The 19,774-nt window shown below is 40.3% G+C and carries 27 protein-coding genes and 1 pseudogene; 16 read left to right on the top strand and 12 right to left on the bottom strand.

Features of this window, described 5'->3' with window-relative positions; genetic code table 11:
- Positions 1–26: 26 nt before the first annotated feature.
- Entirely contained in the window at positions 27–968 is a 942-nt protein-coding gene (gene metA, locus R8N49_RS06490; protein WP_005377792.1) for a homoserine O-acetyltransferase MetA, read from the bottom strand.
- A gap of 340 nt (positions 969–1,308) precedes the next feature.
- Here metA and R8N49_RS06485 point away from each other — a divergent pair, with 340 nt between their 5' ends.
- From R8N49_RS06485 to R8N49_RS06475, 3 genes are all read left to right on the top strand, one after another.
- The gene (locus R8N49_RS06485) at positions 1,309–1,695 is read left to right on the top strand and encodes a hypothetical protein (RefSeq protein ID WP_053303128.1); all 387 of its coding nucleotides are present in this window, start codon (positions 1,309–1,311) and stop codon (positions 1,693–1,695) included.
- A 123-nt stretch (positions 1,696–1,818) separates the two neighbouring features.
- A complete protein-coding gene (locus R8N49_RS06480; RefSeq protein ID WP_175413481.1) occupies positions 1,819–2,154 on the top strand; it encodes a DMT family transporter in 336 nt (111 codons plus the stop codon).
- 420 nt (positions 2,155–2,574) lie between these two features.
- Entirely contained in the window at positions 2,575–3,525 is a 951-nt protein-coding gene (locus R8N49_RS06475; protein WP_042522548.1) for an LpxL/LpxP family Kdo(2)-lipid IV(A) lauroyl/palmitoleoyl acyltransferase, read from the top strand.
- Positions 3,526–3,595: 70 nt separating this feature from the next.
- On the opposite strand, the pseudogene R8N49_RS06470 reads toward R8N49_RS06475, so the two are convergent.
- Positions 3,596–3,865 (bottom strand): annotated as a pseudogene (locus R8N49_RS06470) (carboxypeptidase M32); the annotation flags it as partial.
- Positions 3,866–3,899: 34 nt separating this feature from the next.
- On the opposite strand from R8N49_RS06470, the gene R8N49_RS06465 reads away from it, so the two are divergent.
- From R8N49_RS06465 to R8N49_RS06435, 7 genes are all read left to right on the top strand, one after another.
- Positions 3,900–5,489 carry a recombinase family protein gene (locus R8N49_RS06465; RefSeq protein ID WP_318189897.1) on the top strand — a complete coding sequence of 530 codons (1,590 nt, stop codon included), beginning with the start codon at positions 3,900–3,902 and terminating at the stop codon, positions 5,487–5,489.
- Between the two features lie 194 nt (positions 5,490–5,683).
- A complete protein-coding gene (locus R8N49_RS06460) occupies positions 5,684–6,082 on the top strand; it encodes a hypothetical protein (RefSeq protein ID WP_086046709.1) in 399 nt (132 codons plus the stop codon).
- Positions 6,079–6,378: a hypothetical protein gene (locus tag R8N49_RS06455; protein ID WP_318189896.1), complete on the top strand. Its 300-nt coding sequence runs from the start codon at positions 6,079–6,081 to the stop codon at positions 6,376–6,378. The genes R8N49_RS06460 and R8N49_RS06455 overlap by 4 nt, the downstream gene beginning before the upstream one ends.
- Positions 6,371–6,604, top strand: coding sequence for a hypothetical protein (locus tag R8N49_RS06450; protein WP_158156273.1), 234 nt, complete (start codon positions 6,371–6,373; stop codon positions 6,602–6,604). Before R8N49_RS06455 ends, R8N49_RS06450 begins: the two co-directional genes overlap by 8 nt.
- Before the next feature lie 166 nt (positions 6,605–6,770).
- Positions 6,771–7,322: a recombinase family protein gene (locus R8N49_RS06445; RefSeq protein ID WP_318189895.1), complete on the top strand. Its 552-nt coding sequence runs from the start codon at positions 6,771–6,773 to the stop codon at positions 7,320–7,322.
- 104 nt (positions 7,323–7,426) lie between these two features.
- Positions 7,427–8,020: a hypothetical protein gene (locus R8N49_RS06440; protein WP_318189894.1), complete on the top strand. Its 594-nt coding sequence runs from the start codon at positions 7,427–7,429 to the stop codon at positions 8,018–8,020.
- A 75-nt stretch (positions 8,021–8,095) separates the two neighbouring features.
- Positions 8,096–8,437: a hypothetical protein gene (locus tag R8N49_RS06435; RefSeq protein WP_318189893.1), complete on the top strand. Its 342-nt coding sequence runs from the start codon at positions 8,096–8,098 to the stop codon at positions 8,435–8,437.
- Between the two features lie 50 nt (positions 8,438–8,487).
- On the opposite strand, the gene R8N49_RS06430 is transcribed toward R8N49_RS06435, so the two are convergent.
- The 3 genes from R8N49_RS06430 to R8N49_RS06420 all read right to left on the bottom strand — a co-directional run bounded on the left by R8N49_RS06430 (position 8,488) and on the right by R8N49_RS06420 (position 11,067).
- Positions 8,488–9,693 (bottom strand): hypothetical protein, encoded by a 1,206-nt coding sequence (locus R8N49_RS06430; RefSeq protein WP_318189892.1) that lies wholly within the window; start codon positions 9,691–9,693, stop codon positions 8,488–8,490.
- Between the two features lie 203 nt (positions 9,694–9,896).
- Positions 9,897–10,907 carry a hypothetical protein gene (locus tag R8N49_RS06425; RefSeq protein ID WP_318189891.1) on the bottom strand — a complete coding sequence of 337 codons (1,011 nt, stop codon included), beginning with the start codon at positions 10,905–10,907 and terminating at the stop codon, positions 9,897–9,899.
- Positions 10,888–11,067, bottom strand: a complete 180-nt coding sequence (locus R8N49_RS06420) for a hypothetical protein (RefSeq protein WP_318189890.1) — start codon at positions 11,065–11,067, stop codon at positions 10,888–10,890. Before R8N49_RS06420 ends, R8N49_RS06425 begins: the two co-directional genes overlap by 20 nt.
- A gap of 1,454 nt (positions 11,068–12,521) precedes the next feature.
- Between R8N49_RS06420 and R8N49_RS06415 the strand changes: the two genes are divergently transcribed.
- From R8N49_RS06415 to R8N49_RS06405, 3 genes are all read left to right on the top strand, one after another.
- On the top strand, positions 12,522–12,800 hold the full coding sequence (locus R8N49_RS06415) for a hypothetical protein (protein ID WP_318189889.1): 279 nt from the start codon (positions 12,522–12,524) through the stop codon (positions 12,798–12,800).
- Entirely contained in the window at positions 12,790–13,065 is a 276-nt protein-coding gene (locus tag R8N49_RS06410; RefSeq protein ID WP_318189888.1) for a hypothetical protein, read from the top strand. Before R8N49_RS06415 ends, R8N49_RS06410 begins: the two co-directional genes overlap by 11 nt.
- Before the next feature lie 177 nt (positions 13,066–13,242).
- Positions 13,243–13,575 carry a hypothetical protein gene (locus R8N49_RS06405; RefSeq protein WP_158156283.1) on the top strand — a complete coding sequence of 111 codons (333 nt, stop codon included), beginning with the start codon at positions 13,243–13,245 and terminating at the stop codon, positions 13,573–13,575.
- A 46-nt stretch (positions 13,576–13,621) separates the two neighbouring features.
- On the opposite strand, the gene R8N49_RS06400 is transcribed toward R8N49_RS06405, so the two are convergent.
- From R8N49_RS06400 to R8N49_RS06375, 6 genes are all read right to left on the bottom strand, one after another.
- A complete protein-coding gene (locus R8N49_RS06400) occupies positions 13,622–13,822 on the bottom strand; it encodes a hypothetical protein (protein WP_158156285.1) in 201 nt (66 codons plus the stop codon).
- 1 nt (position 13,823) lies between these two features.
- Positions 13,824–14,438 (bottom strand): hypothetical protein, encoded by a 615-nt coding sequence (locus tag R8N49_RS06395; RefSeq protein ID WP_158156287.1) that lies wholly within the window; start codon positions 14,436–14,438, stop codon positions 13,824–13,826.
- Positions 14,439–14,454: 16 nt separating this feature from the next.
- Positions 14,455–14,811: a hypothetical protein gene (locus R8N49_RS06390; RefSeq protein WP_318189887.1), complete on the bottom strand. Its 357-nt coding sequence runs from the start codon at positions 14,809–14,811 to the stop codon at positions 14,455–14,457.
- A gap of 3 nt (positions 14,812–14,814) precedes the next feature.
- Positions 14,815–15,285, bottom strand: a complete 471-nt coding sequence (locus tag R8N49_RS06385) for a hypothetical protein (protein WP_318189886.1) — start codon at positions 15,283–15,285, stop codon at positions 14,815–14,817.
- Positions 15,275–15,463, bottom strand: a complete 189-nt coding sequence (locus tag R8N49_RS06380) for a hypothetical protein (protein ID WP_158156293.1) — start codon at positions 15,461–15,463, stop codon at positions 15,275–15,277. Before R8N49_RS06380 ends, R8N49_RS06385 begins: the two co-directional genes overlap by 11 nt.
- Positions 15,464–15,651: 188 nt before the next feature.
- The gene (locus R8N49_RS06375) at positions 15,652–16,215 is read right to left on the bottom strand and encodes a hypothetical protein (protein WP_318189885.1); all 564 of its coding nucleotides are present in this window, start codon (positions 16,213–16,215) and stop codon (positions 15,652–15,654) included.
- A 103-nt stretch (positions 16,216–16,318) separates the two neighbouring features.
- Between R8N49_RS06375 and R8N49_RS06370 the strand changes: the two genes are divergently transcribed.
- A complete protein-coding gene (locus R8N49_RS06370) occupies positions 16,319–16,729 on the top strand; it encodes a hypothetical protein (RefSeq protein WP_318189884.1) in 411 nt (136 codons plus the stop codon).
- Between the two features lie 64 nt (positions 16,730–16,793).
- Here the strand turns inward: R8N49_RS06370 and R8N49_RS06365 are convergent, their stop codons facing one another.
- Positions 16,794–18,326 (bottom strand): carboxypeptidase M32, encoded by a 1,533-nt coding sequence (locus R8N49_RS06365; protein WP_318189883.1) that lies wholly within the window; start codon positions 18,324–18,326, stop codon positions 16,794–16,796.
- Positions 18,327–18,549: 223 nt separating this feature from the next.
- Here R8N49_RS06365 and R8N49_RS06360 point away from each other — a divergent pair, with 223 nt between their 5' ends.
- The gene (locus R8N49_RS06360; RefSeq protein WP_017820932.1) at positions 18,550–19,185 is read left to right on the top strand and encodes a LysE family translocator; all 636 of its coding nucleotides are present in this window, start codon (positions 18,550–18,552) and stop codon (positions 19,183–19,185) included.
- Positions 19,185–19,751 carry a hypothetical protein gene (locus R8N49_RS06355; RefSeq protein WP_005385713.1) on the top strand — a complete coding sequence of 189 codons (567 nt, stop codon included), beginning with the start codon at positions 19,185–19,187 and terminating at the stop codon, positions 19,749–19,751. The genes R8N49_RS06360 and R8N49_RS06355 overlap by 1 nt, the downstream gene beginning before the upstream one ends.
- Positions 19,752–19,774: the final 23 nt, after the last annotated feature.

The following is a 19,774-nucleotide window of genomic DNA, read 5'->3' as shown; positions in this document are numbered from 1 at the left end:
GAGTGCTTTGTTTGCTTATTTTGAAGCTAATCGTCTTTAGTGAAAGCATCTTCACTGAAGTGATCGAGATCGTACGGTGTTTGCTGATAAACACAGTAGTTCAGCCAGTTTAAAAAGAGGAGGTGTCCATGGCTTCTCCAGCTTGCAATTGGTGGGTTATCTGGGTTGTTGTTTGGGTAATAGTTGACAGGAATAGCGGGCTCCATACCTTCGCTTAAATCTCGGATATATTCATTATGTAAGGTGTGAGAATCATACTCAGGGTGTCCTGTGACAAAGACATTGCGTTTGTCTTTTGTGGTGGCCAAGTACACACCTGCGACATCCGATGTCGCTAAAATGTCTAAGTCAGTATGCTCTTCTAGAAAGTGAGGCGAAAAATCTGCGTAACGCGAGTGAGGAGCCAAAAACGTGTCATCAAATCCGCGTAAGATAGGGTGAAACTGATGATGGATTTGATGATGATACACGCCTGAAAGTTTTTCTTTACGCGTTTTTTTAGGTAGATCGTAGAGTAGCTTTAACCCTGCTTGCGCAGCCCAGCAAACATAAAGAGTGGATGTCACATGATCTTTTGCCCACTCCATGATGGTTTTGAGATGATCCCAATAAATGACATCTTCAAATTGCACCAAACCTAATGGAGCCCCAGTAATGATCATGCCATCGAAGTTTTTATCTCGCACCATTTCAAATTGGCGATAAAACGTGTCTAAATGTTCAGTTGGCGTATTTTTACTCGGGCGGTTATCAATGCGCAGTAATTCGACGTTAACCTGTAGTGGGCTGTTTGAGAGTAGACGCAGAAACTGAGTTTCAGTCTCTATTTTTTTTGGCATCAGATTAAGGATCAGCACTCTTAAAGGACGTATTTCCTGACTCGCTGCACGCGTTTCACTCATCACGAAGATGTTTTCTGTCCTTAATACATCGGTAGCTGGTAATTGATCTGGAATTCTAATTGGCACGACTTTCTCTCCCTAAGTATAGTCAATCTAGACGTCTATACTTCTAAAGCTAACTTAATTAAGTTTAGATGTCGATACGAAATCCGACTTTTCAATCTACTCTTTACATTATGGTAAACCGTACTCGGGGTTGTCACACAATTGTGACTAAAGCAGAGTTTCTGATGAGATAGGTTTGAAACGCAGTGTGTACTATTTGCTGGTAATTATGCGATCACGTTAATATGTGAAGGTGACTTCGTAGTAAGGAAGTCTCAAATTAATGAGCCATACTAAAAACAATCAGCTCACCATTTTGCATTAATGTGCATATTTGGAAACATCGTCAGTGGAGGACATTATGTTCGGTATTTTCAAGAGAAAGACAAAGATTCAGGGCATCGCTCAAGAAGTTCCTTGCGTGCTACTGCATTCGTTTGGTGATAAAGACATTTATACGCCGGAAGAGATTGATCAAGCTCTTCAAAAGCTGGGTTATGATAAGAGCAAGGATATCAGTCATTATCAGTATGCGTATGGAATGTTTGCCGATGAAGCCTCTTACGAGCTCCTAGAACTAACGGATGAGCTAGGTAATTATGGTCATTTCCAACGTGAAGTAGGTAAGATGCTACTCAATACACCTGAGCCGATTGATATGCATATCTACTTTGAAATTTCTCGTCAGCACCAAAACGTCAGCCTTTCACCTGGTCATCAAAAAGTAAGCGAAAGTGATGGTGTGTAAACATCGTTAGTGGTATTCCATCGTGAGATGAGTTGGGTATAATGCGCGGCCTAATTATCCGGACATGTTGTCGGTTACATTTCTGTTGAGCGTTAATGCCTTATGTTCAAAATGCTTGTCTCTATGCCACCAATGTTGGCGCTGTCGATAGCGATTGTATGTGAAGTGATTGCCACTTCTTATATTCCCAAAACAGAGCAATTTACGAAAGTAATGCCGAGCACAGTCGTTTTGATTGGTTACGGCATCGCTTTCTTCTTGCTTTCCGTCACAGTGCAAACAATGCCTGTTGGGGTTGTTTATGCCATATGGAGTGGTGCTGGGATCGTTTTGGTTGCGACGGTTGGTTACTTTGTTTACGGACAGCGTCTAGACTTACCAGCCCTAGTTGGTGTTGGGTTTATCATCGCTGGTGTGTTGATCGTAAATTTATTATCCAAAACAGTAGGGCACGAATAACGCCACTCTACTTGTTAAGTGAATAAGAAGCCGCAGCGAGAAATTGCTGCGGCTTTTTAGTGCAAATTCAATCGCTAATGGCGAGTATTGATATGACGTCTTATTGTTGTATTCATAACGGTCGCATTATGTGATTGAAAAATAGACATTATTTAGCGCATTGAAAATACAAAGTTATGTTTCTTCAAACTTTAGGAAAGGGCAGTAGATAAATCACTCCGATAGATGTTAACGTGGCGACTCATCTTTACTGCTTTTTCATTCCCTACATATTTCTGCAAAGTTCTTATTGTGTAGTGTGTCGAAGAACCATAGAATCCGCGCGCTTTAATTTATGTTATTAGCGTTATCAATGATAAAAGTGCAGTCCATTATCATTGTTTTTATCACTTATAGATGGGCACATCTGACAATACTTACATGAACAAATACAAAAAGCCTGCATTCAAGGCCGAATTTCTTTTGCCTCGTTACTGGGGAACGTTAATTATCATTAGCGTGATGTACTTACTTAGCCTCCTTCCTTTTAAAGTTCAACTAGCTTTGGGACGCAACATTGGTCGTTTAGCTATGCGATTCATGAGAAAACGTCAAGTTACGATCAGACGCAATCTTGAGCTTTGCTTCCCTCATATGGAAAAATGCCAACGCGAAGCAATTCTAAAAGACAACATCGACAATACTGGCATCGCACTTTTTGAGACCGCAATGGCATGGTTTTGGTCAGATAAACGGGTAAACAAACACGTCACGATAAAAGGCATGGAGCATCTAGAGGCTTTAGAGAAGTCAGGCAAAGGTGCATTAATGTTGGCCGTACACTCAATGAATCTAGAGTTAGGTGCTCGAGCTTTTGGCATTAAAAAGTCTGGAACCGGTGTTTATCGCCCAAACAATAATCCGTGCTTTGATTATTTTCAGTATAAGGGACGCTCTCGCTCTAATCGTACACTGATTGATCGTAAAAACGTCAAAGCCATGCTTGAAGCACTTAAAGCGGGTGAGCGGGTTTGGTATGCACCGGACCACGATTATGGTAACCGACGCTCGACATTTGCACCGTTATTTGCCGTTAAAAATGCTTGTACTACGACAGGTACAAGTTTGTTGGTTGATTCTACAGATTGCGCCATTGTGCCTTTTACGATGGTAAGAGGAAAAGACGGACACTATACCCTAACCATTAGTGCGCCCGTCGAAGGTTTCCCGAAAGAGGATCATCAACGCGCCGCCGCATTCGTGAATCAAATAGTTGAAACATCAATCATGGCAAGTCCGAGCCAGTATATGTGGCTTCATCGTCGGTTTAAAACTAGACCAGAGGGTGAGGACTGTTTGTACAAGCCTAGGCTCATCCCTAGCTTGGCATAACACATAGAGAGCCTACAAAAAGCCCAAGGAACATACGAACCTTGGGCTTTTACTTTCTATTCTTTTCGCTTTATAAGTAGCGATCTTTTAGGTGAGCTTGAAAGTGTTTAGCATTCAGTGTTTCACCCGTGGCTTGTTTTACCAACTCATCAGTGGTGAATAAGCTACCTTTACTCCAGATGTTTTCCGAGAGCCAATTGAATATCGGAGCTAAGTCGCCAGAACGAATAACCGCATCTACATCGACGGTTTGTTTCATTGCTGCCATAAATTGTGCAGCGTACATCGCACCGAGCGTGTAGGACGGGAAATAGCCAAAACTTCCGTCCGTCCAATGTATAGTGATAACTTACATTTTGTAGTATGGTGTAACAATGAGAAAAGTATACAGTTATATGCGTTTTAGCCGCCCTGAACAAGCTAAAGGCACATCAATCGAACGCCAGTCACATTTCGCTGAGCAATACGCCCTAGAGCATGGCTTAGAGCTAGATAAGAGCTTAACCATGATGGACAAGGGGCTTAGTGCGTTTCATGGCGTTCATAAGACAAAGGGAGCATTTGGTCAGTTCTTGGCGGCGGTAACAGCAGGCAAGGTTCAATCTGGTTCAGTGCTGGTAGTTGAATCGTTAGACCGTTTGAGCCGTGAAGACCCATTAATAGCTCAATCGGCATTAAGTGACTTGATTCTGTCTGGTATAACGGTCGTAACTGCCGCAGACAATCAAGTTTATTCTCGGGAAGAGATTCAACAAAACCCATTCAAGTTAATCATGTCACTCGTTGTGATGATTCGAGCGAATGAAGAGTCTGAAACTAAACAACGTCGTTCAAATGCTTTCTTAAAGAGTGCTTTGAACCAGTATCAATCGAATGGAAAAATTCGACGACTAGGTGCTGACCCTAGTTGGCTTAATTTCAACAAAGCCGATGATACGTACTCTTTTAATGAACGTGTAGAAGTTATTCGTCGAATATTGAGTCTGTACAATCAAGGGATAGGTTCTCTAAAGATAGCCAGACAACTGACAGAAGAAAGCATACCAACTCTATCAGGTAAACGTAGTGCTTGGGGACAGACTACAGTTGCAAACATCGTTAAGTCTCATGCTTTATATGGAATGAAGCGAATCAACGTTCAAGGTGTTGACTACGATCTTGAAGACTTCTACCCAGCGTTGATTTCAAAATCCAAGTGGTTAGCGTTACAACAGCATAGATCAAAGCGAAGTAAAACAATGCATGGTCGAGGTGAAGCTGTTCACTTGATTACTGGTCATGGCAAAGGGTTTACAACTTGTGGCTATTGCGGAGGTGGGTTAGGTGCTCAAACACAAAAGCAATATAAGCGGTCTGGTGAGTACAGTAAAACAGTTACACGACTACATTGTTTAACTCATAAAGAAACAAGCTCTTGTTGTTCATCTGTGTTCTTAGAGCCAATAGAAAGTGCGGTATTGTTTGCAGCATGTATTGGTGTTGAACCTCAGTCTTTAGTGCCTACAGTTAACAATGTTAACTACTCTGCTTTAATAGACGAAGTAGACAACAAAGTTAAACATATTGTTGAACAGGTTACAGCAGGTGCTCCTTGGGATTTGTTCAAAGATGCTCACGATAGACTCAAATTGGAAAAACAAAAGCTGATTAAAGAACGCGACTCACAGAAGCCAGATGTTAATCAAAGTGATGTTCAGAAGTGGGTTAATAAGCTGGTGGAATTGGCTGATAAAGCACGAACTAATGATAAAGAAGCTAGATTGAAATGTAGAACGCTAATCAACAGCATCTGTAAGAGCATTGTGGTTAAGTTACGGGGTCATGATTTAAAATCTGAACCAGTTGTTTCGATTACATTTGTCACTGATGAGCAGTTTGAATTCAAAGTCAGTAAGAATGGAGCAGTACAGTTTGTTGATAATGGCATGGCAGTTAATAGACGACTAAAACCACTATTGGAATAGATGCATGAGTAATGATGAGAGTTGTTGTTCTGTAAAGATGAACAAGTAATAAACAAGATTCGTTTTGATGAATTAACCATGTATTGACCTAAAAATTACTTTAAATCATCAAGAACCGCCTTCAATGGGCGGTTTTTTATTGGTTTCAATCTGTTGAATAAATATATCTGTATTAATGAACAGGTTGAACAAGTATGAAAAAAGAAAATCTTCATTTCACTGATAACGAGAAAGCTAAAGAAGCAGGGCGACGTAGTGGCGCTGCAAGGCGAAAGAAAGCCGCTGAACTACAAAAGCTAGAACGCAAAGCAGAATTGCGAGACATCGAAAATAGAGAGAAGAAGTTAAAAGATATGTCAATGCCATTGACTGGTGCTGGTGACATCGACACAAGTCAAATTCTTAAAATGGTGTTGTCTGGTGCGTTTGGTGTAGTACTAGCTGAAAGAGCAATCACGGCGATCTGTGAAGCTGAAATAAAACGGGTTACTAACCGTGCGTCCAAGTTGGAATTATCAATCATCAATGACTTGTCGCGGTCGGAAAAAGAAGCTCTTCTTGCTTCACTTGAAGCTGATTTGGAGGCGTTATGAGTTTCTTAAATTTAGTTCGGACTAATAGCAGCAAAGAAGAAGATGAACAGGGGTGGACGGGCAATTCTCTTGATTTGCTGAGAATGGTAGGTTCTTTAGATGAGTATCGCCGCGACCAGCTTAAAGACCAAGAGTACCAAGAAGAAGCAGATAAACGAATCAACGCCATTCGAGAAAAGATGAAGCAACACGAGCAAAGTCGTTTGGTGTCTCAAGAAGAAGCGTTACTTCAGCAATCTGAGCGAGAACGGAAACGTAGAGAACTACTTGAACAACTGGGTGGTGGAAATGAATAGATTACTAGCTGGGTTGTTGGTTATTATCATGCCATTAGCAATTTCAAACATCTCATTTTCAAATAACTACGCTCAGTTGAACTCAACGTTATATACCTTGTCAGCACAGCAAGACGTAATGCTTGAAAGAACGGATATCATTTTGGGTGATATTGATTCCATAAAATCCACGACTAAGCACAACGGTGAACGAATAGAGTCACTTGAAAAACTACTTGCTGATTGAATCACTAGCCCTCGTAGAAATACGGAGGGCTTTTTGTATTCATTTGACTACTGTCTAAGAACACATTCGATTGAATACGTTAATTGTGTTCAATAGGGTTGAATTGTGCCTTGAATACATCCTATAGTATCCATATCTAGAGTTAAATGAATACAGTGAGTGTATTATGAGTAAAGTTGGCTATATTAGGGTATCGACTGTGCAGCAGAACACAGTTCGCCAGCTCGATGGTGTTGAACTGGATAAAGTGTTTACTGATAAATGTAGCGGATCAACAACTGATAGAGTAGAGCTACAGAGATTGAAAGAGTACGTACGTGAAGGTGACACGGTTGTGGTTCATGACATCTCACGTCTTGCACGTGACATGAAAGACCTATTAGGTCTGATCGAGTTCTTTAACAACAAGTCAGTAGCGGTTCAGTTTATTAAAGAGAATATGCTGTTCAGTGCTGACAAGAGTAACCCAATGAATGAGCTGTTGTTGAACTTACTAGGTTCGGTGTATCAGTTTGAGCGTCAAATGCTTCTTGAACGTCAGGCAGAGGGCATTGCTAAAGCGAAAGCAGCAGGGAAGTACAAAGGTCGCACTGCCACAGTAGATAAGCAAGCGATATTAGATTGTCTTGAAAGTGGTCTATCGATTCGCAAAACAGCTCAGCAGCTAGGTGTCGGCGTGTCAACGGTGCAGAGAACAAAGGTTTCAGTTACTAACTAGTTTGAATGGAAAATTAAGGTATGTGGATAGTTCAAAGTGTGAAGCTATGTGTCGCCAAAGTCTTCTATATTATGTAGATTAATATATCTATTAAGATAGGTGTATTGGAACATCTGGAAAACTGGATTGATGAGGGTGTTATGTATAATCCAAAAGACGGTTTAGGCTTGCGAACTGACGTTGATGCCAACGAGATTTCTACTGAAGAGCTTATTAAAAATATAGACGCGTTGACTAAAGAGTTGGAGCGACGTCGAGAAGTTGAAAGGGATCAAGTTTTATCTGATATTAAAGAAAAGGTATCACAGTATAGAAAGCTACAACCAACAATTAATGACTTCGATTTGGCAAAGAAGATCGGTTTGAATGTGTCATGGCGTGATACAAATAAAGAAACACCAGTAGAGGAAAAAAAGAAAAAGAAACAACCACCTCACTTCTATTACAAAGATAGCCGTGGTGTAGAACACATTACTGGTTCAACTTCACCAAGAGCATTAGCTAAGTCTCCTTGGAAAGAACTTATTGAAGATGGAACGATCAATAACTACACGATCAAATATGAAAAGAACATAAACGGTGAAATGAAATATTGGACGAAGTCAAATGAAGGTGAACGACCAGATGATGCTTTACCTGTAAATCGCAATGGAGTTAATCTTGATAAGATAAGAGGATCAATAAAAAGTATCGCTTGAAATGGGTGTTATCTTAATGAAGATATACTCCTTAGGCTATTGGTTCGTAACTTAAATAAACTGAAGAAGCGACATGTGAATAGACTGAAAACGAGCATTAAAAAAGACGATTTCGAGAGTTTCAAAAGAAACTCAGATGAAGTTGGTCTTGACTATGATGCTGGAGTTTATTCATATGGTCAGTGTCATGCTGATGACGTACTAGAGAATTACGTTCAATGGTACTCATATTTTGATGACGCGACTCTCGCTGTAGAGTCTTATCACCAAGCGTATGAGAAAAGTATAGTGTATTGCAATACAGGTCTGTCTGAACAAGAGTTAAAAGAAGTTAGTGAAATGGATATAGGTGAAGTTCGTCAAGACCTCCGATCAGCACGTAAACCAATAAACAGTGGTTCAGACGTTAAATGGTAAATCTAAGCCCCATCAAGGGGCTTTATTTATTTCATCGTTGTGACCCTGATTTAAACTTCTTTCTTTAAAACCAAAACACAATGATAGAGAAGTGCTTTGATGACATGGTTCAGGCTATGAACTTCACGAAATAGAAGAAGCATTTTTCTCAAGAAGAGCATAAAACTCATTTCAATGGTTTTATCTCTAGTCAGACCTTCTTTAGCCGAGCTGTAAGTGATGATTTGATTCGCTTCATCGTACTCGTACTTGTAATGCGCTATGCCGTTTCTTAAGCGCGTATCTATTGCATCTTCATCAAAATTAAAGAAAGAGTTATCTATAGCTGCGAGTTTCCTGCCTAAGTCAACATTGGCATATTCGGCTAAAGAAGAGAACTCTTTTATCACTTTATTATTTTTCTTACTTATTCGAATTTCGTCTGAAAATAAATTGAAGTCACCTCGATGTATCAAATTGTTTAACCCTGCGACTAAAACTAGTTGTCGTGAGTATACTTCGGCGAGGTCTTTATATGTATTGTTACAAGTATCGAAGCTTTCTGTTGATACTCTAGCCGGAACGTCACCAAGATCTTCTTCAGAGTAGTCGTAATACAAAGCTGGGCGAAGAGGTAATTCTAACTTAATTAACTTAGGGTATAGGCTTATACAGTCATGATGAACAGTCTTTAGAAATCCTGTTTTGAGTATACTATCGAAGAAGGCGTTTAAGTTGTCATTGTGTTCAGAGTACAATGTAAAAAGCAATTTCGGCATTCCCTTACTTAGTTCAGTATTGTGTTCATGCACTGTAAGAGGAGAAGACATAATCGACGTAGCAGAATACAGAGCTGCAATAACGTCTTCTTGTTTGTGAGACTTGAGCTTTACAAACTCTAAATCAGCAAGGCTTTTAACTACTTTCTCAAATGCCTTTATGTCGCCACGTTTGTATTGAGATATTAGTCTACGCAAGTTTCGGTGATGACCACTCAATCTATTGAGCAAATCTAAACGAGTAAACAAATGGCGATAAGAATCTTGTCCGATTGAATGGATAACACGCATAAACGCGGTGTTCCCTTGCTCATAGTTGCCGAATGATACTGGAAAGTCTAAGTGTAGGTCTATAAAAGGGTTCTCACCTGAAAATAGACCTTCAAACTCTTTGATTTCGGTAGCACCTTCAAGATCATCAAGACCTAAGGTAAAAGTGATTTGTTCATTACACTCAGGACATGCGAACTGAAATGGTTGGACTTGGCGGTTAGACATTCCAATACGGCAGTCGATTAAGGTGTCGCAAGTATCACATTGATAACGAGTACAGATATTCATGTTAAATTGCAGTCTATTATGATTTAACTTTAATCTTTCTCGTTTGTAAGCCTCAGTCAAGTGAAAATCTGGATAATTAGCATCAATATACTTCGAATGTGAGATGGGTTATCTTTTGCATATAGCCGTCACAGTTTAGTTTACACTTCAAGCAATTCAAATTGTGCTTCTTCTTCAGACCAGTTTTTATAGGCTAGGGCAGCACTAGCTAACCGGCACTCTTCTTCGGCGATAAGTTTTTCAGTTTGTCGGAAATTTGCGTTGCAGAACATCAAGGGATAGAACTGAGTGATCTTCTCAATCGTGAACCTATCTGGCAGCAGTCTCATGCCTTTATCAAGTAGCTTAACTATGTCTTCAAGGTATTCGACATGCTCTGGTTCAACTAACGGCTTAATCGCCTTTAGCAAGTCACGGTTGTAGTTAATCGCTAATGAACTGATCAAGTTATTGGTTGTTTTGTCTAGGTCTACTTCGTCGTTGTCTTGTTCAAATAAAGCTTCAATCTCATCCTCTTCAATAACTAATTCGATTTCTTCTACTTGCCAGTTCAAAGTAAGATTAGCCTCAACAGGGATTCGTTTTGGTTTAGCCTCATGCACTTGCTTTTCCTCGATGTTACTTTTAATAATCGATAGTATTTCGTCTTTTGAACGGTTAAATGTATCACAAGCATTTTGTATAATTGCGCCGAAGCTGACTTCGTCATTGATTAAAAGAGTTGTAGTCTCTTTTAGTTTTCCGTGCACGATTTTTGCTTCACCGTTATGGACTTCACCGAGATCATTACTATCTACATGTTTAACACAAGCGATTGCAATTTCATGACTGTTGATGTCTGCAAATAGTACTTGAGCGGTACTTGCATCAAGAGCTATAAAGTAATTGCCAGTAACAGCCGTATACAACTCGGCAGTGCTGTGTAGTTTACGAGAAATCTTCTTTGACAGTTGGTCATGTTTTGAATCAAGCTGCTTATCTTTGCGGTCGTATTCAATCAATGTACGTACATTTAACTTATCGGTTTTCTTCAAAGTCACACGTTTGACTAATTCTTTATATGAGCGTTGACCAGTTTGTTCTTGCAATCGAACTTGAATTAAATTGTTATTGGTGAATAGCGTTGCTTTTTTAGTTAATGGTTGATTCATGTGATACCTCATTACTCTCATTGGAGTTGTTCTTTAGTTTACTTTGGGTTAGGTCGAAAATAATTTGCGTAATAGATATCTTGTTGTATTCAGGTAGTTCTTGCAGTGCTTCAGCTATAGCGATAGGAACACTGACTTTCAAATATGCCTTAGCTCTCATTTTCGATTTCTCTAACGATTTTGTAGATAGTTGAAGTTGATATTCTGTATTGCTTGCTTATCTCATCGATGGTCAGTTCGCTGTTCAAGTACAAGTCGTAAATTAATCGCTTCTGTTCTGGGGTTCTACGTGGTTTTTTGATTCTCATCATTCTCATCATTCTCATCATTCTCTCTTTTCTTGTTTCTACACTTCTATTTATAACAAGTCAGATCGAGGATTGATGGTTTGAGTGAAAAAAGTTGAAATTACTTTCGAACGGGCAGGTGACACAGTGGAGTAGTGCGCAATTTCGCGTACGTTTCAACGTACACTTTGACTCAATCTCACGTACACTTTCGCGTACATTTTAGTTAAGTGTTGCGTACGTTTAGAAGTACATATCAAGTACACTTTTGCGTACATATTAAAAAGACTAGCCTAGTAAAAACAATAGGTTATGAGATTGGATTTAAGAGGAACACTAATACGAGTAACGAGAAAGAGAACGAGAGTCCAAGGGAGAACAACAAGAATAGAACTGGGAGCGAAGCGACCGACGCGAAGCGTCTAATTGGTCGTTCTTGGAACGCGGCTTCAATAGGTCTTCAATTGGGGCTTCGCCCGTTCGCCTTCGGCTCACCTTGTTATCGCTTCGCTTATTACAAGTAGATGGTACTTGTGGTTCTTTGAATAGTCTCTATTGGTAGACTAAGAGACTGCTACGCAGTCACCGTCTTTCGATAGCACTGCGTGCTACCGGACAGTTTAGCTTTTGATTGCTTGTTAGTTATCTTTGACTTGTATAGCGCAAGCTAGATGCTCTTCAACGCGATTCTAAGATGGTTTCAACTGGCTAGTAGTGCACTTTGTTAAATGAGTCTTTAAATTCGCTTAGAGTCGAATCTATACGGTATTTGACTTGTATAGCGTGAGCTAGTGGTTTTCAACTAGAACTGGCTTGTTTTCTAATATTACTAATATCTCTAACTTCACTAAAACTACTAAAACTACTAAAACTACTAAGATGATGCGGAATTTTTCCGGTTCTTCCAATTTGGTTCTTTCAAGTCTTTAATTGGTGCCTTCGGCACGTTCGCTTCGCTCACAATGTCTTTGACTTGTATAGCGTAAGCTAGAGCCCTTCAATGCGATTCTAAGACGGTTTTGACTCTCTAGTAGTATACTTTTTAAATGAGTCTTTAAATTCGCTTAGAGTCGAATCTAGACGTTAAAATGCTTTTGACATACATTTGCCTTTTATAAATACAGTTGAATGTTTTCAGAATTCTTGATTGTAAACCTTTTAGATGTTTTTAAGCTGTCTACCAGACTGCTTGTATAAATACGATTGAATTTGTTAATTCACTTCAATCGTAAAACCTCTCGTTTTGTTGAGCAGCCGTAAGGCTGCTTTTTTTGGTTTGAATTTTATGGATAGATAAATACAACAAACGAAAAAGAGGTGAATCAAAATGCTTTGTCCAAGCTTATTATCAAGTCAAAACATCAATCCAGAAGAACACTTTTCTAGTCAACAATTCGACCGTTCTTATTTTGTTGAACGTATCTGGGAACAAATCCACGAAACCGATCAAAAGAGAAGGAATGGTTTAACTGATAACGATTGTCAGTACTTTGACCGACTCTTAACGGCTATTGAAGAATGGAGCCAAGAAGAGCTACTGGAACTTGCAGATGCAACGCCTAGTGAGTTTAGAAAAGAATTCAGGGGTGGTAGACATGCTTCTTGAATCAATCAGAGCCGCGACATATGAACCAGCCATACGTTTCAAGACCGACGTAACAGAAGCGCGTCAGCGTGTCGTAGACTTCGCTATTGCTGAAGTCCGAAAGAAAGCCGAGCAAGGCGAGACTGTTACAGTGTTGACGCTTGACCACATCGTAAACGCTAGATATCGGCTAGTTGATTGGCTACGGTCGTATTTCATCAAGGAAGGGTTTAGTTTCAGCGTTTCGTCAACACCAGAGCGTGTAACGGTCATTATCAGGTGGTAGACCCCAAAAAGTGCAGCTTCGCCCAATTTATTTGAGGTATCAACTTGGTAATACCGTACTGTAAAGAGTGGCTAAGAACAGTCCTGATTCATCGAGTTTTTATGATAGAACAAAGTTAACCCATGTGATAATGTGCATATCCAACCCTTGATAACAATAATCTAAGTGAGGTTAGAAATGGAAGCATTATTGCGTACATTACAAGAACATGGTGCATTTGATAATCAAGCTCAAATGGTCGGTGGGATTGCTCAACGAGCTATTGACAACGGTTTTGATAGCCTGTCAGACGCACAGAAACAAGTATTAGAACCGTTCATCGAAATGAACTGCACCGGTGTCACAGATCCAGGTGGTCATCATAATGGTTGCGATAAACTTATTCCTAGCGAAGATTTAGCACAAGCTATTGAGTTGAGTGAAGATGGGATAGAGGGCGTTCAATGTGAAGATTGCCGTGATGAAGCAGGTTTCTACCAACACCAATGGGAACGTATAGAGCGAGAGTAAGACTCAAGTACCAGTAAGAAGACCTAAAAAGCGAGCATTTGCTCGCTTAATTCAACAACTCTAAAGCCATTTCAATAGCTTTCAGTTCTTTCTCTAATTCAATAACTTTCTTCTTTCGTCTAGTTGCGGCTGACTTCAACACAGAGTTGTCGTCCAGTTCCAACAGAATATCAGCCATAATGCTATGTCGACGAATATCTACTTTGATATCGTAGCGTTCCAGTTCTAGTCTTTCTTTATTATTCACTTTAATCCTCACTCAAAATCTTATCTAACACATTGGAAATCTGTTCAAAAGAACCATTCACACGCGCTTTACGTAGTTCTATTAGGTCACTTAAATTCGCTGTTGATGTCGCCAAAATTGAAGAGGCATCTTTACGTTCTGAGTCTTGTAAGAAGTCTGAAATATCCATTTCATCTGAAGACTGAATTCGGTCTAATTCGAATAGAGCATTGAATACAGCTAGTTGTTTTGTAATGGCTGAACCGAGTGCTGATTTAATCGAAACGTCACGAGCTAATTGACCTATTAAACTAGCGGAACAAGTTGAGGCTTTTGTTCTCATTAACTGTTTTTCATAGTCAATAACTTGCTGAGGTGTACGACAATGAATCACCATCCAACGCAGTTCGGCTAGTGCATCAGTTTGACCTGTGCTGAGATACTGAGAAGCTAGGATTTCATCATCAATAGCGCGGCTATGTTGTTTAAAACTCGTTAATTCGACTGGTTTAACTGTAATGCTTGATTTAGTAATCTTTAGTTCTTCAGCTTCTTCTAAGCGTTCCAATTTTAACTCGGCAGAGTACAAAGCGGCTTCAAGTTCAGCGATTCGTTTTTGTTCTTTAGTTAGTCGCATGTTCAATATCCTTTAATTATTTTCTATTGATTCGAAGCCAGTCTCGGAAAGCGTGGCTATCTGTTTTAGCTACTGGTTTAGACATGCTAGAGTAGTGCTGACACTCGCGCATGAACTGGTCGAGGTGCTTGCCATGAAGCAAGTACTTAATATCATCGGCTAAGTCTTCCATCGATTTCTTGCTACCTAGTCGTGGCTCAACTGTTACAAGATATTCAATTGATTTGTCTTTCAACGTGTTTTCAAATTCTGATTGATAAGTTTTAACAGCGTTTGGTGATTGTTGTTCAAGTGTCGCTAATCGACTAACGACGCTGTAAAGAAAGCCACTGTCCAAAGCTGAAGCTGCTTTTTTTAATTCTTGGAAGTACATATTTTAAATCCCGTTTTTAATGATTATTGTCTTTGCCTTCGCTAGCCAGAAATTAGCGGCTAGCAGATCTTCTCGTTGTGACACTGTAATGTCTTTACGCTCCAGTTGACGTTGAACCCAATCTTTAAACTGAGTGTTAGTAAAAGTCATTTGTTCACGGTCTAATGTCGTTCTACCCACAACCCACTTGGTTGAATCGTTGTACTTGTCGTAGGCATATAGAACTCTAGATTCTTCTCTAGTCTTTTTGATTTGTTCATACTCGGCTTGTTGTTGTATTTGCTTTAACTCGTTTTCACGAGCAGATAAGAGTGTTTCTAGCTCTTTCTCGTTTAGCCATTGATCAAGTCCACCAGCGACACGACAAGAAGCTTGAAATGATTCTGGTGATTGATATTGAATGGCATCAAGAACGGCACTCAACAGCCAGCGGTTTGAAGTGTCACGTTGAACGTGGTTCAAGTTAATCTGCATACCCAAGTACCTCTAGTCTTTCTGAATAACGATTAACGTACTTGATTACTGTGTTGCGTGAGCATTCATTCTCACGAGCTAGAGAGCTAATCGATTTGATACCTAGACAAGACAATATTGCCAGTTCGGCACTGGCTATCTCATCAAACCGTTCTGGTCTGCCGCCTGCATTTTTCATGTTATTGCCTCTATGTTGTAATTTTAGAATAGCCGCTTTGTGCACCACTAGCGCGGCTGACTAGCAGGAATTGGAATCATTCGGTGCATGAGAAGATGCATTTCTCATATGCAAGTATTTATAAGGAGTTTTTGAGCAGGTTATTGAACACAAAAAAAACCCTCAACGTGATGCGAGGGCTAGAGGGATTAAAGTTTGGCGTTGATGACAGCTTGTAGTTGTTTACTAGCGGCTTCTACGTTGTCTATTGCCAGAAATGCCGCTGCTTTTGATGTCTGGTCACAGAGCTTTTCTATTGCTTCAAGTTTACGAATAGCTTCGGCGTATAGCTTTTCATCGATTTTGCTACCACGAGCAAGTCTACCGCCTTTAGTGCTTGAACGTCGGTAGTCTTCTAGAGTCGTTAAACACTGGCTGGTCATTTGTCTTGTTTGTATCGCAAGGGTTTTAAGCTGCTTAGATTGATTGGCTTGGTCGTTGGTGTCGTTAACGACTTCTTTCGCGAGTTGTTGCAGTTCTTCAAATGAAGAAACAAGAGTTGTAGTGTAAGCGTTGATTTGGCGACTTAACTTAGTTGCTTCACTTGACTCAAACAAGCTTGATAAAACGCGTTCAAGTAGTAGTTTCAGCCTTTTATTGAGTACCTTGCCTGTTTTAGCTGTGTACTTTCTCAACCATTTACGAGCTGCGTCAAGTGTTCTCGATTCTGCTAGGTATTCGTTGAATGTCAGAGTAGTTGGTGTTGGTTTCATTTAAATATCTCCCGTTTTGAAGATATTTATGGTTAGAGTATCATGATGAATTGGGATACTTTGTTATCTATAATAAACTTAATATCAGATGGTTAGTATAATTATGAGACAAATAGTAAAGCTAATTTTGGTTTTTTGCGTATTTTTCACTCAGGGAGTTTATGCTAGTGAATCGCTTACGACGGAATCAACTATAGCGAAAACTGAAGTACTTCATATTGCCGCAGGTTTGATGAGTTGGTGTGACGTTAAGTATGGAGGCAAAATCGTAACGACTTTTAGGAACACTGGCTATGATGCGCGAATGATTTTGGAAATTACTGGGGAATGGAATACTGAGCACATCAGAAAGATTTTGCTTGAAGCTAAGAAACGTTCATTTGGCAATAAAGATTGCTTACTGGCACTTAAAGAAGCTAAACATATTGTCAATACAGTATTAGAAGATAGTAGTCTTGATAGGAAACAGCTTAAAAGTTTATACATGACGTTTCTTAACAAAAAAACCGACTAATCAGGCCTAATAGCCTAAACGGGCTCACTAACTCTAGTTAGTGAGCCTTTTATATTGATATGAATTAAAGATAACGACTTCGTAAGTGCTCTTTGAAGTAGCTGGCATTCAATGTCTCACCAGTAGCTTGTTTAACTAGGTCGTCAGTGGTCAGTAAGCTGCCTTTACTCCAAATGTTGGTCGATAACCAGTTGAAAATCGGAGATAGATTGCCAGAACTTATAGCTCCGTCCACATCAACTGTCTTCTTCATCGAAGCCATAAACTGAGCTGCGTACATTGCGCCTAGTGTATAACTCGGGAAGTATCCAAATGCACCTTGAGTCCAGTGAATGTCTTGTAAGCACCCATTTTTGTAGTTATGCACTGTACATTTGCGCTCTGTCCAATGGATATCTTGCATACAGCCATTTTTGAAGTTTCCTTCGGTTGATAGCCCCAAGTACGCTTTCATCTTTTCGTTCCAGAGTTCTGGTACATCTGTATGTTTGATGACGCCGTTCATGAGATCTCGCTCAATTTCATATCGAAGGATAACGTGAGCAGGATATGTTAGTTCGTCAGCATCTACGCGAATAAAGCCTTTTTCTACGCGAGTGTAAATTTTGGCTAAATTGTCTTTTTCGAATTCACTACCAGAAAAATGGTTAGAAGCCAGTCGAGCGAGGTGATCGATAAACGCGCTGCTTCGTCCTATTTGCATTTCAAAGAAGAGTGATTGTGATTCATGAATACCCATAGAGCGAGCTTCTCCCGCGGGTGTTCCTGATAAATCTTTTGGTAGCCCTTGCTCGTATCGAGCATGGCCAGTTTCGTGGACAATCCCCATCAATGATTGGACAAACTCGTTTTCATTATAACGTGTCGTAATACGCACATCTGTCGGTACACCGCCACAAAATGGGTGGGTACTCTCATCAAGTCGACCGTGTTCAAAATCGAATTGAAGTAGCTTCATGACTTCCAAACCGAGCGCTTTTTGCTTTTCCGCAGGGTAGTGTGCAGTTGGCAATAAGATGTTGTCTGATTGTTGTTTTTCAAGCGCTTCATCGATCAAAGTAGGAAGCCAGGTTTTCACGTCAGCAAAAAGAATGTCTAACGACGCAGACGTTGTGCCAGGTTCATAAACATCGAGCATGGCATCATAAGGAGTCGTGCCATTTGCTTCGGCTCTAATTTGCGCTTCTTCCTGCGATAGCTTTACGACTTCAGCCCAGTTCTTTTCAAAACCAGCCCAGTCATTTTCTCCACGTTGCGTACGCCATGCATGTTCACATTTGGAGCCAGCAAGAGATTGAGCTTGAACTAATGATTCTGGTAGTAAGTTAGCTTGCTGCCACCCACGCTTCATTTCTCTTAGGATAGATTTTTCTTTTGTAGACAGCGTCTCTTCTTCTGCCTGAGCGAAAAGCTCTCCCAAGTGCGGTTGAGTCATTAAAGAATGGATATGTACATCGAGCTCTGCCGTGGCATTCGAGCGTGCTTCAGCGCCACCAGGTGGCATGACCGCCGCTTGATCCCAATCTATGATGGCTGATAGATGCTCAAAATTTGCCACTTTTTTGGAATGTTCAACGAGTTTTGTAAATGCGTTCATGTGACTACTCTTATTCTTTTGTTCTTTCCCTAAACACCCGATAACGGGTCCTTCATATGGTGTTGCACTAAGCAACCTGCGTTAATTTACTAATAATTAACAATTAACTCCAACCCATTGTCCATAAACTCACCCAGTTGTATAGCTCTCTTAAAAAAGAAGCTTGCGAATCTTGTGGATTGGCGGTATTGATGAAGGATTAACAATTAATTATCACGATAATATGGATATTTTGAATTTCGAGGCATTTATTATTGCCATTACGATTTTAACGTTAACGCCAGGTTTAGATACTGCACTTGTTATCCGTAACACTAGCCGCTCGGGCCTAAAAGATGGATGTACAACCAGTCTAGGGATTTGCTTTGGTTTATTCGTACATGCTTTTTTTTCTGCGGTTGGTATCTCGGCGATTCTTGCGCAATCAGCAGAGTTGTTCCAAATCGTAAAAATGATTGGCGCAGCTTATCTTATCTGGCTTGGTTTGAGCAGTTTAAAAGCGCTAATGTCGTCGAAAGATGGATTGACCGTGACCGAGCAGATTCACGAAGTGTTTAATGGTAAGCGCTCTTTTAGAGAGGGCTTTCTTTCTAACGTCTTGAACCCGAAAACGGCGGTCTTCTATTTGGCTTTCTTGCCACAGTTTGTGAATCCAGAAGGTTCACCCTTGCTTCAATCAATGATGATGGCATCTGTACACTTTGCTATTGCGATGGTTTGGCAGTGTGGTTTAGCTGGCGCGCTTAACTCGGCTAAAAATCTACTAAAGAATGCAAGCTTTATGAAGTGGATGGAAGGCGCGACGGGCGCAGTATTAGTCGCACTTGGTGTGAAGTTATTAATTGAAAAACCCGTTTAATGCGTAATATTTATCGATTGTTGATACTACTCGCTGTATTTATTGTGGGGATAGGTGCCGCTGTTGCTTGGCATACGTGGCCACAAGTACAGTTTGCGCAACGCGGCATGATCTGGTCTTGGCACTGGGGCTACTTCGAGCCTTTTGCTAATGGAATACAACAAACGCGAACTCAAGACACTAAACAGTTATTGCTCAGGCGTGTGTATTTGCATGACGCTATTGTCGTTTTTGTTTCGACAACTATGGACAATAAATTTGAGGTCGACGTTGTAAAAGAGCAAACCTGTGAACCTAAAACGACGACTTGGGCTTCGGTCTCTGTCAATCATCAACGTGTCAGGCATGTACCTATGGTGTGCGATGCGTTTGGGCAAGGCTACTTTTATCGCTACATCGGGAAACATCTGGAATCGATTGAGGTTGGTGTCGGCGACTCGTTTGTAACAGAAGCATTTTTAGACTGGCCGCTATCAGAGTTGAAAGCGGATCAATTCAAGCAAAAAAATGCGAAGTTTTTTGAAGAACGTGGAGAAAACGTTGAGCATCAATGGTTGAGAGATTAACCATTTAACCGAAGATAAATAAA

The organism is Vibrio sp. 1978 (assembly GCF_033344345.1).
Note: the sequence above shows the minus strand (reverse complement) of the source record. Positions and strands in the feature narration are given on the sequence as shown.

Bases quoted from the DNA above. Each gene is read 5' to 3' on its own strand.
- R8N49_RS06460 (WP_086046709.1), top strand. From the start codon at position 5,684: ATGAAAAAAGAAAATCTTCATTTCACTGATAACGAGAAAGCTAAAGAA.
- R8N49_RS06445 (WP_318189895.1), top strand. From the start codon at position 6,771: ATGAGTAAAGTTGGCTATATTAGGGTATCGACTGTGCAGCAGAACACA.
- R8N49_RS06430 (WP_318189892.1), bottom strand. From the start codon at position 9,693: ATGTCTAACCGCCAAGTCCAACCATTTCAGTTCGCATGTCCTGAGTGT.
- R8N49_RS06420 (WP_318189890.1), bottom strand. From the start codon at position 11,067: ATGAGAGCTAAGGCATATTTGAAAGTCAGTGTTCCTATCGCTATAGCT.
- R8N49_RS06380 (WP_158156293.1), bottom strand. From the start codon at position 15,463: ATGAAAAATGCAGGCGGCAGACCAGAACGGTTTGATGAGATAGCCAGT.
- R8N49_RS06395 (WP_158156287.1), bottom strand. From the start codon at position 14,438: ATGCGACTAACTAAAGAACAAAAACGAATCGCTGAACTTGAAGCCGCT.
- R8N49_RS06390 (WP_318189887.1), bottom strand. From the start codon at position 14,811: ATGTACTTCCAAGAATTAAAAAAAGCAGCTTCAGCTTTGGACAGTGGC.
- R8N49_RS06475 (WP_042522548.1), top strand. From the start codon at position 2,575: ATGAACAAATACAAAAAGCCTGCATTCAAGGCCGAATTTCTTTTGCCT.
- R8N49_RS06485 (WP_053303128.1), top strand. From the start codon at position 1,309: ATGTTCGGTATTTTCAAGAGAAAGACAAAGATTCAGGGCATCGCTCAA.
- R8N49_RS06385 (WP_318189886.1), bottom strand. From the start codon at position 15,285: ATGCAGATTAACTTGAACCACGTTCAACGTGACACTTCAAACCGCTGG.
- R8N49_RS06360 (WP_017820932.1), top strand. From the start codon at position 18,550: ATGGATATTTTGAATTTCGAGGCATTTATTATTGCCATTACGATTTTA.
- R8N49_RS06455 (WP_318189896.1), top strand. From the start codon at position 6,079: ATGAGTTTCTTAAATTTAGTTCGGACTAATAGCAGCAAAGAAGAAGAT.
- R8N49_RS06465 (WP_318189897.1), top strand. From the start codon at position 3,900: ATGAGAAAAGTATACAGTTATATGCGTTTTAGCCGCCCTGAACAAGCT.
- R8N49_RS06375 (WP_318189885.1), bottom strand. From the start codon at position 16,215: ATGAAACCAACACCAACTACTCTGACATTCAACGAATACCTAGCAGAA.
- R8N49_RS06405 (WP_158156283.1), top strand. From the start codon at position 13,243: ATGGAAGCATTATTGCGTACATTACAAGAACATGGTGCATTTGATAAT.
- R8N49_RS06450 (WP_158156273.1), top strand. From the start codon at position 6,371: ATGAATAGATTACTAGCTGGGTTGTTGGTTATTATCATGCCATTAGCA.
- R8N49_RS06410 (WP_318189888.1), top strand. From the start codon at position 12,790: ATGCTTCTTGAATCAATCAGAGCCGCGACATATGAACCAGCCATACGT.
- R8N49_RS06415 (WP_318189889.1), top strand. From the start codon at position 12,522: ATGCTTTGTCCAAGCTTATTATCAAGTCAAAACATCAATCCAGAAGAA.
- R8N49_RS06370 (WP_318189884.1), top strand. From the start codon at position 16,319: ATGAGACAAATAGTAAAGCTAATTTTGGTTTTTTGCGTATTTTTCACT.
- R8N49_RS06365 (WP_318189883.1), bottom strand. From the start codon at position 18,326: ATGAACGCATTTACAAAACTCGTTGAACATTCCAAAAAAGTGGCAAAT.
- R8N49_RS06480 (WP_175413481.1), top strand. From the start codon at position 1,819: ATGCCACCAATGTTGGCGCTGTCGATAGCGATTGTATGTGAAGTGATT.
- R8N49_RS06425 (WP_318189891.1), bottom strand. From the start codon at position 10,907: ATGAATCAACCATTAACTAAAAAAGCAACGCTATTCACCAATAACAAT.
- R8N49_RS06355 (WP_005385713.1), top strand. From the start codon at position 19,185: ATGCGTAATATTTATCGATTGTTGATACTACTCGCTGTATTTATTGTG.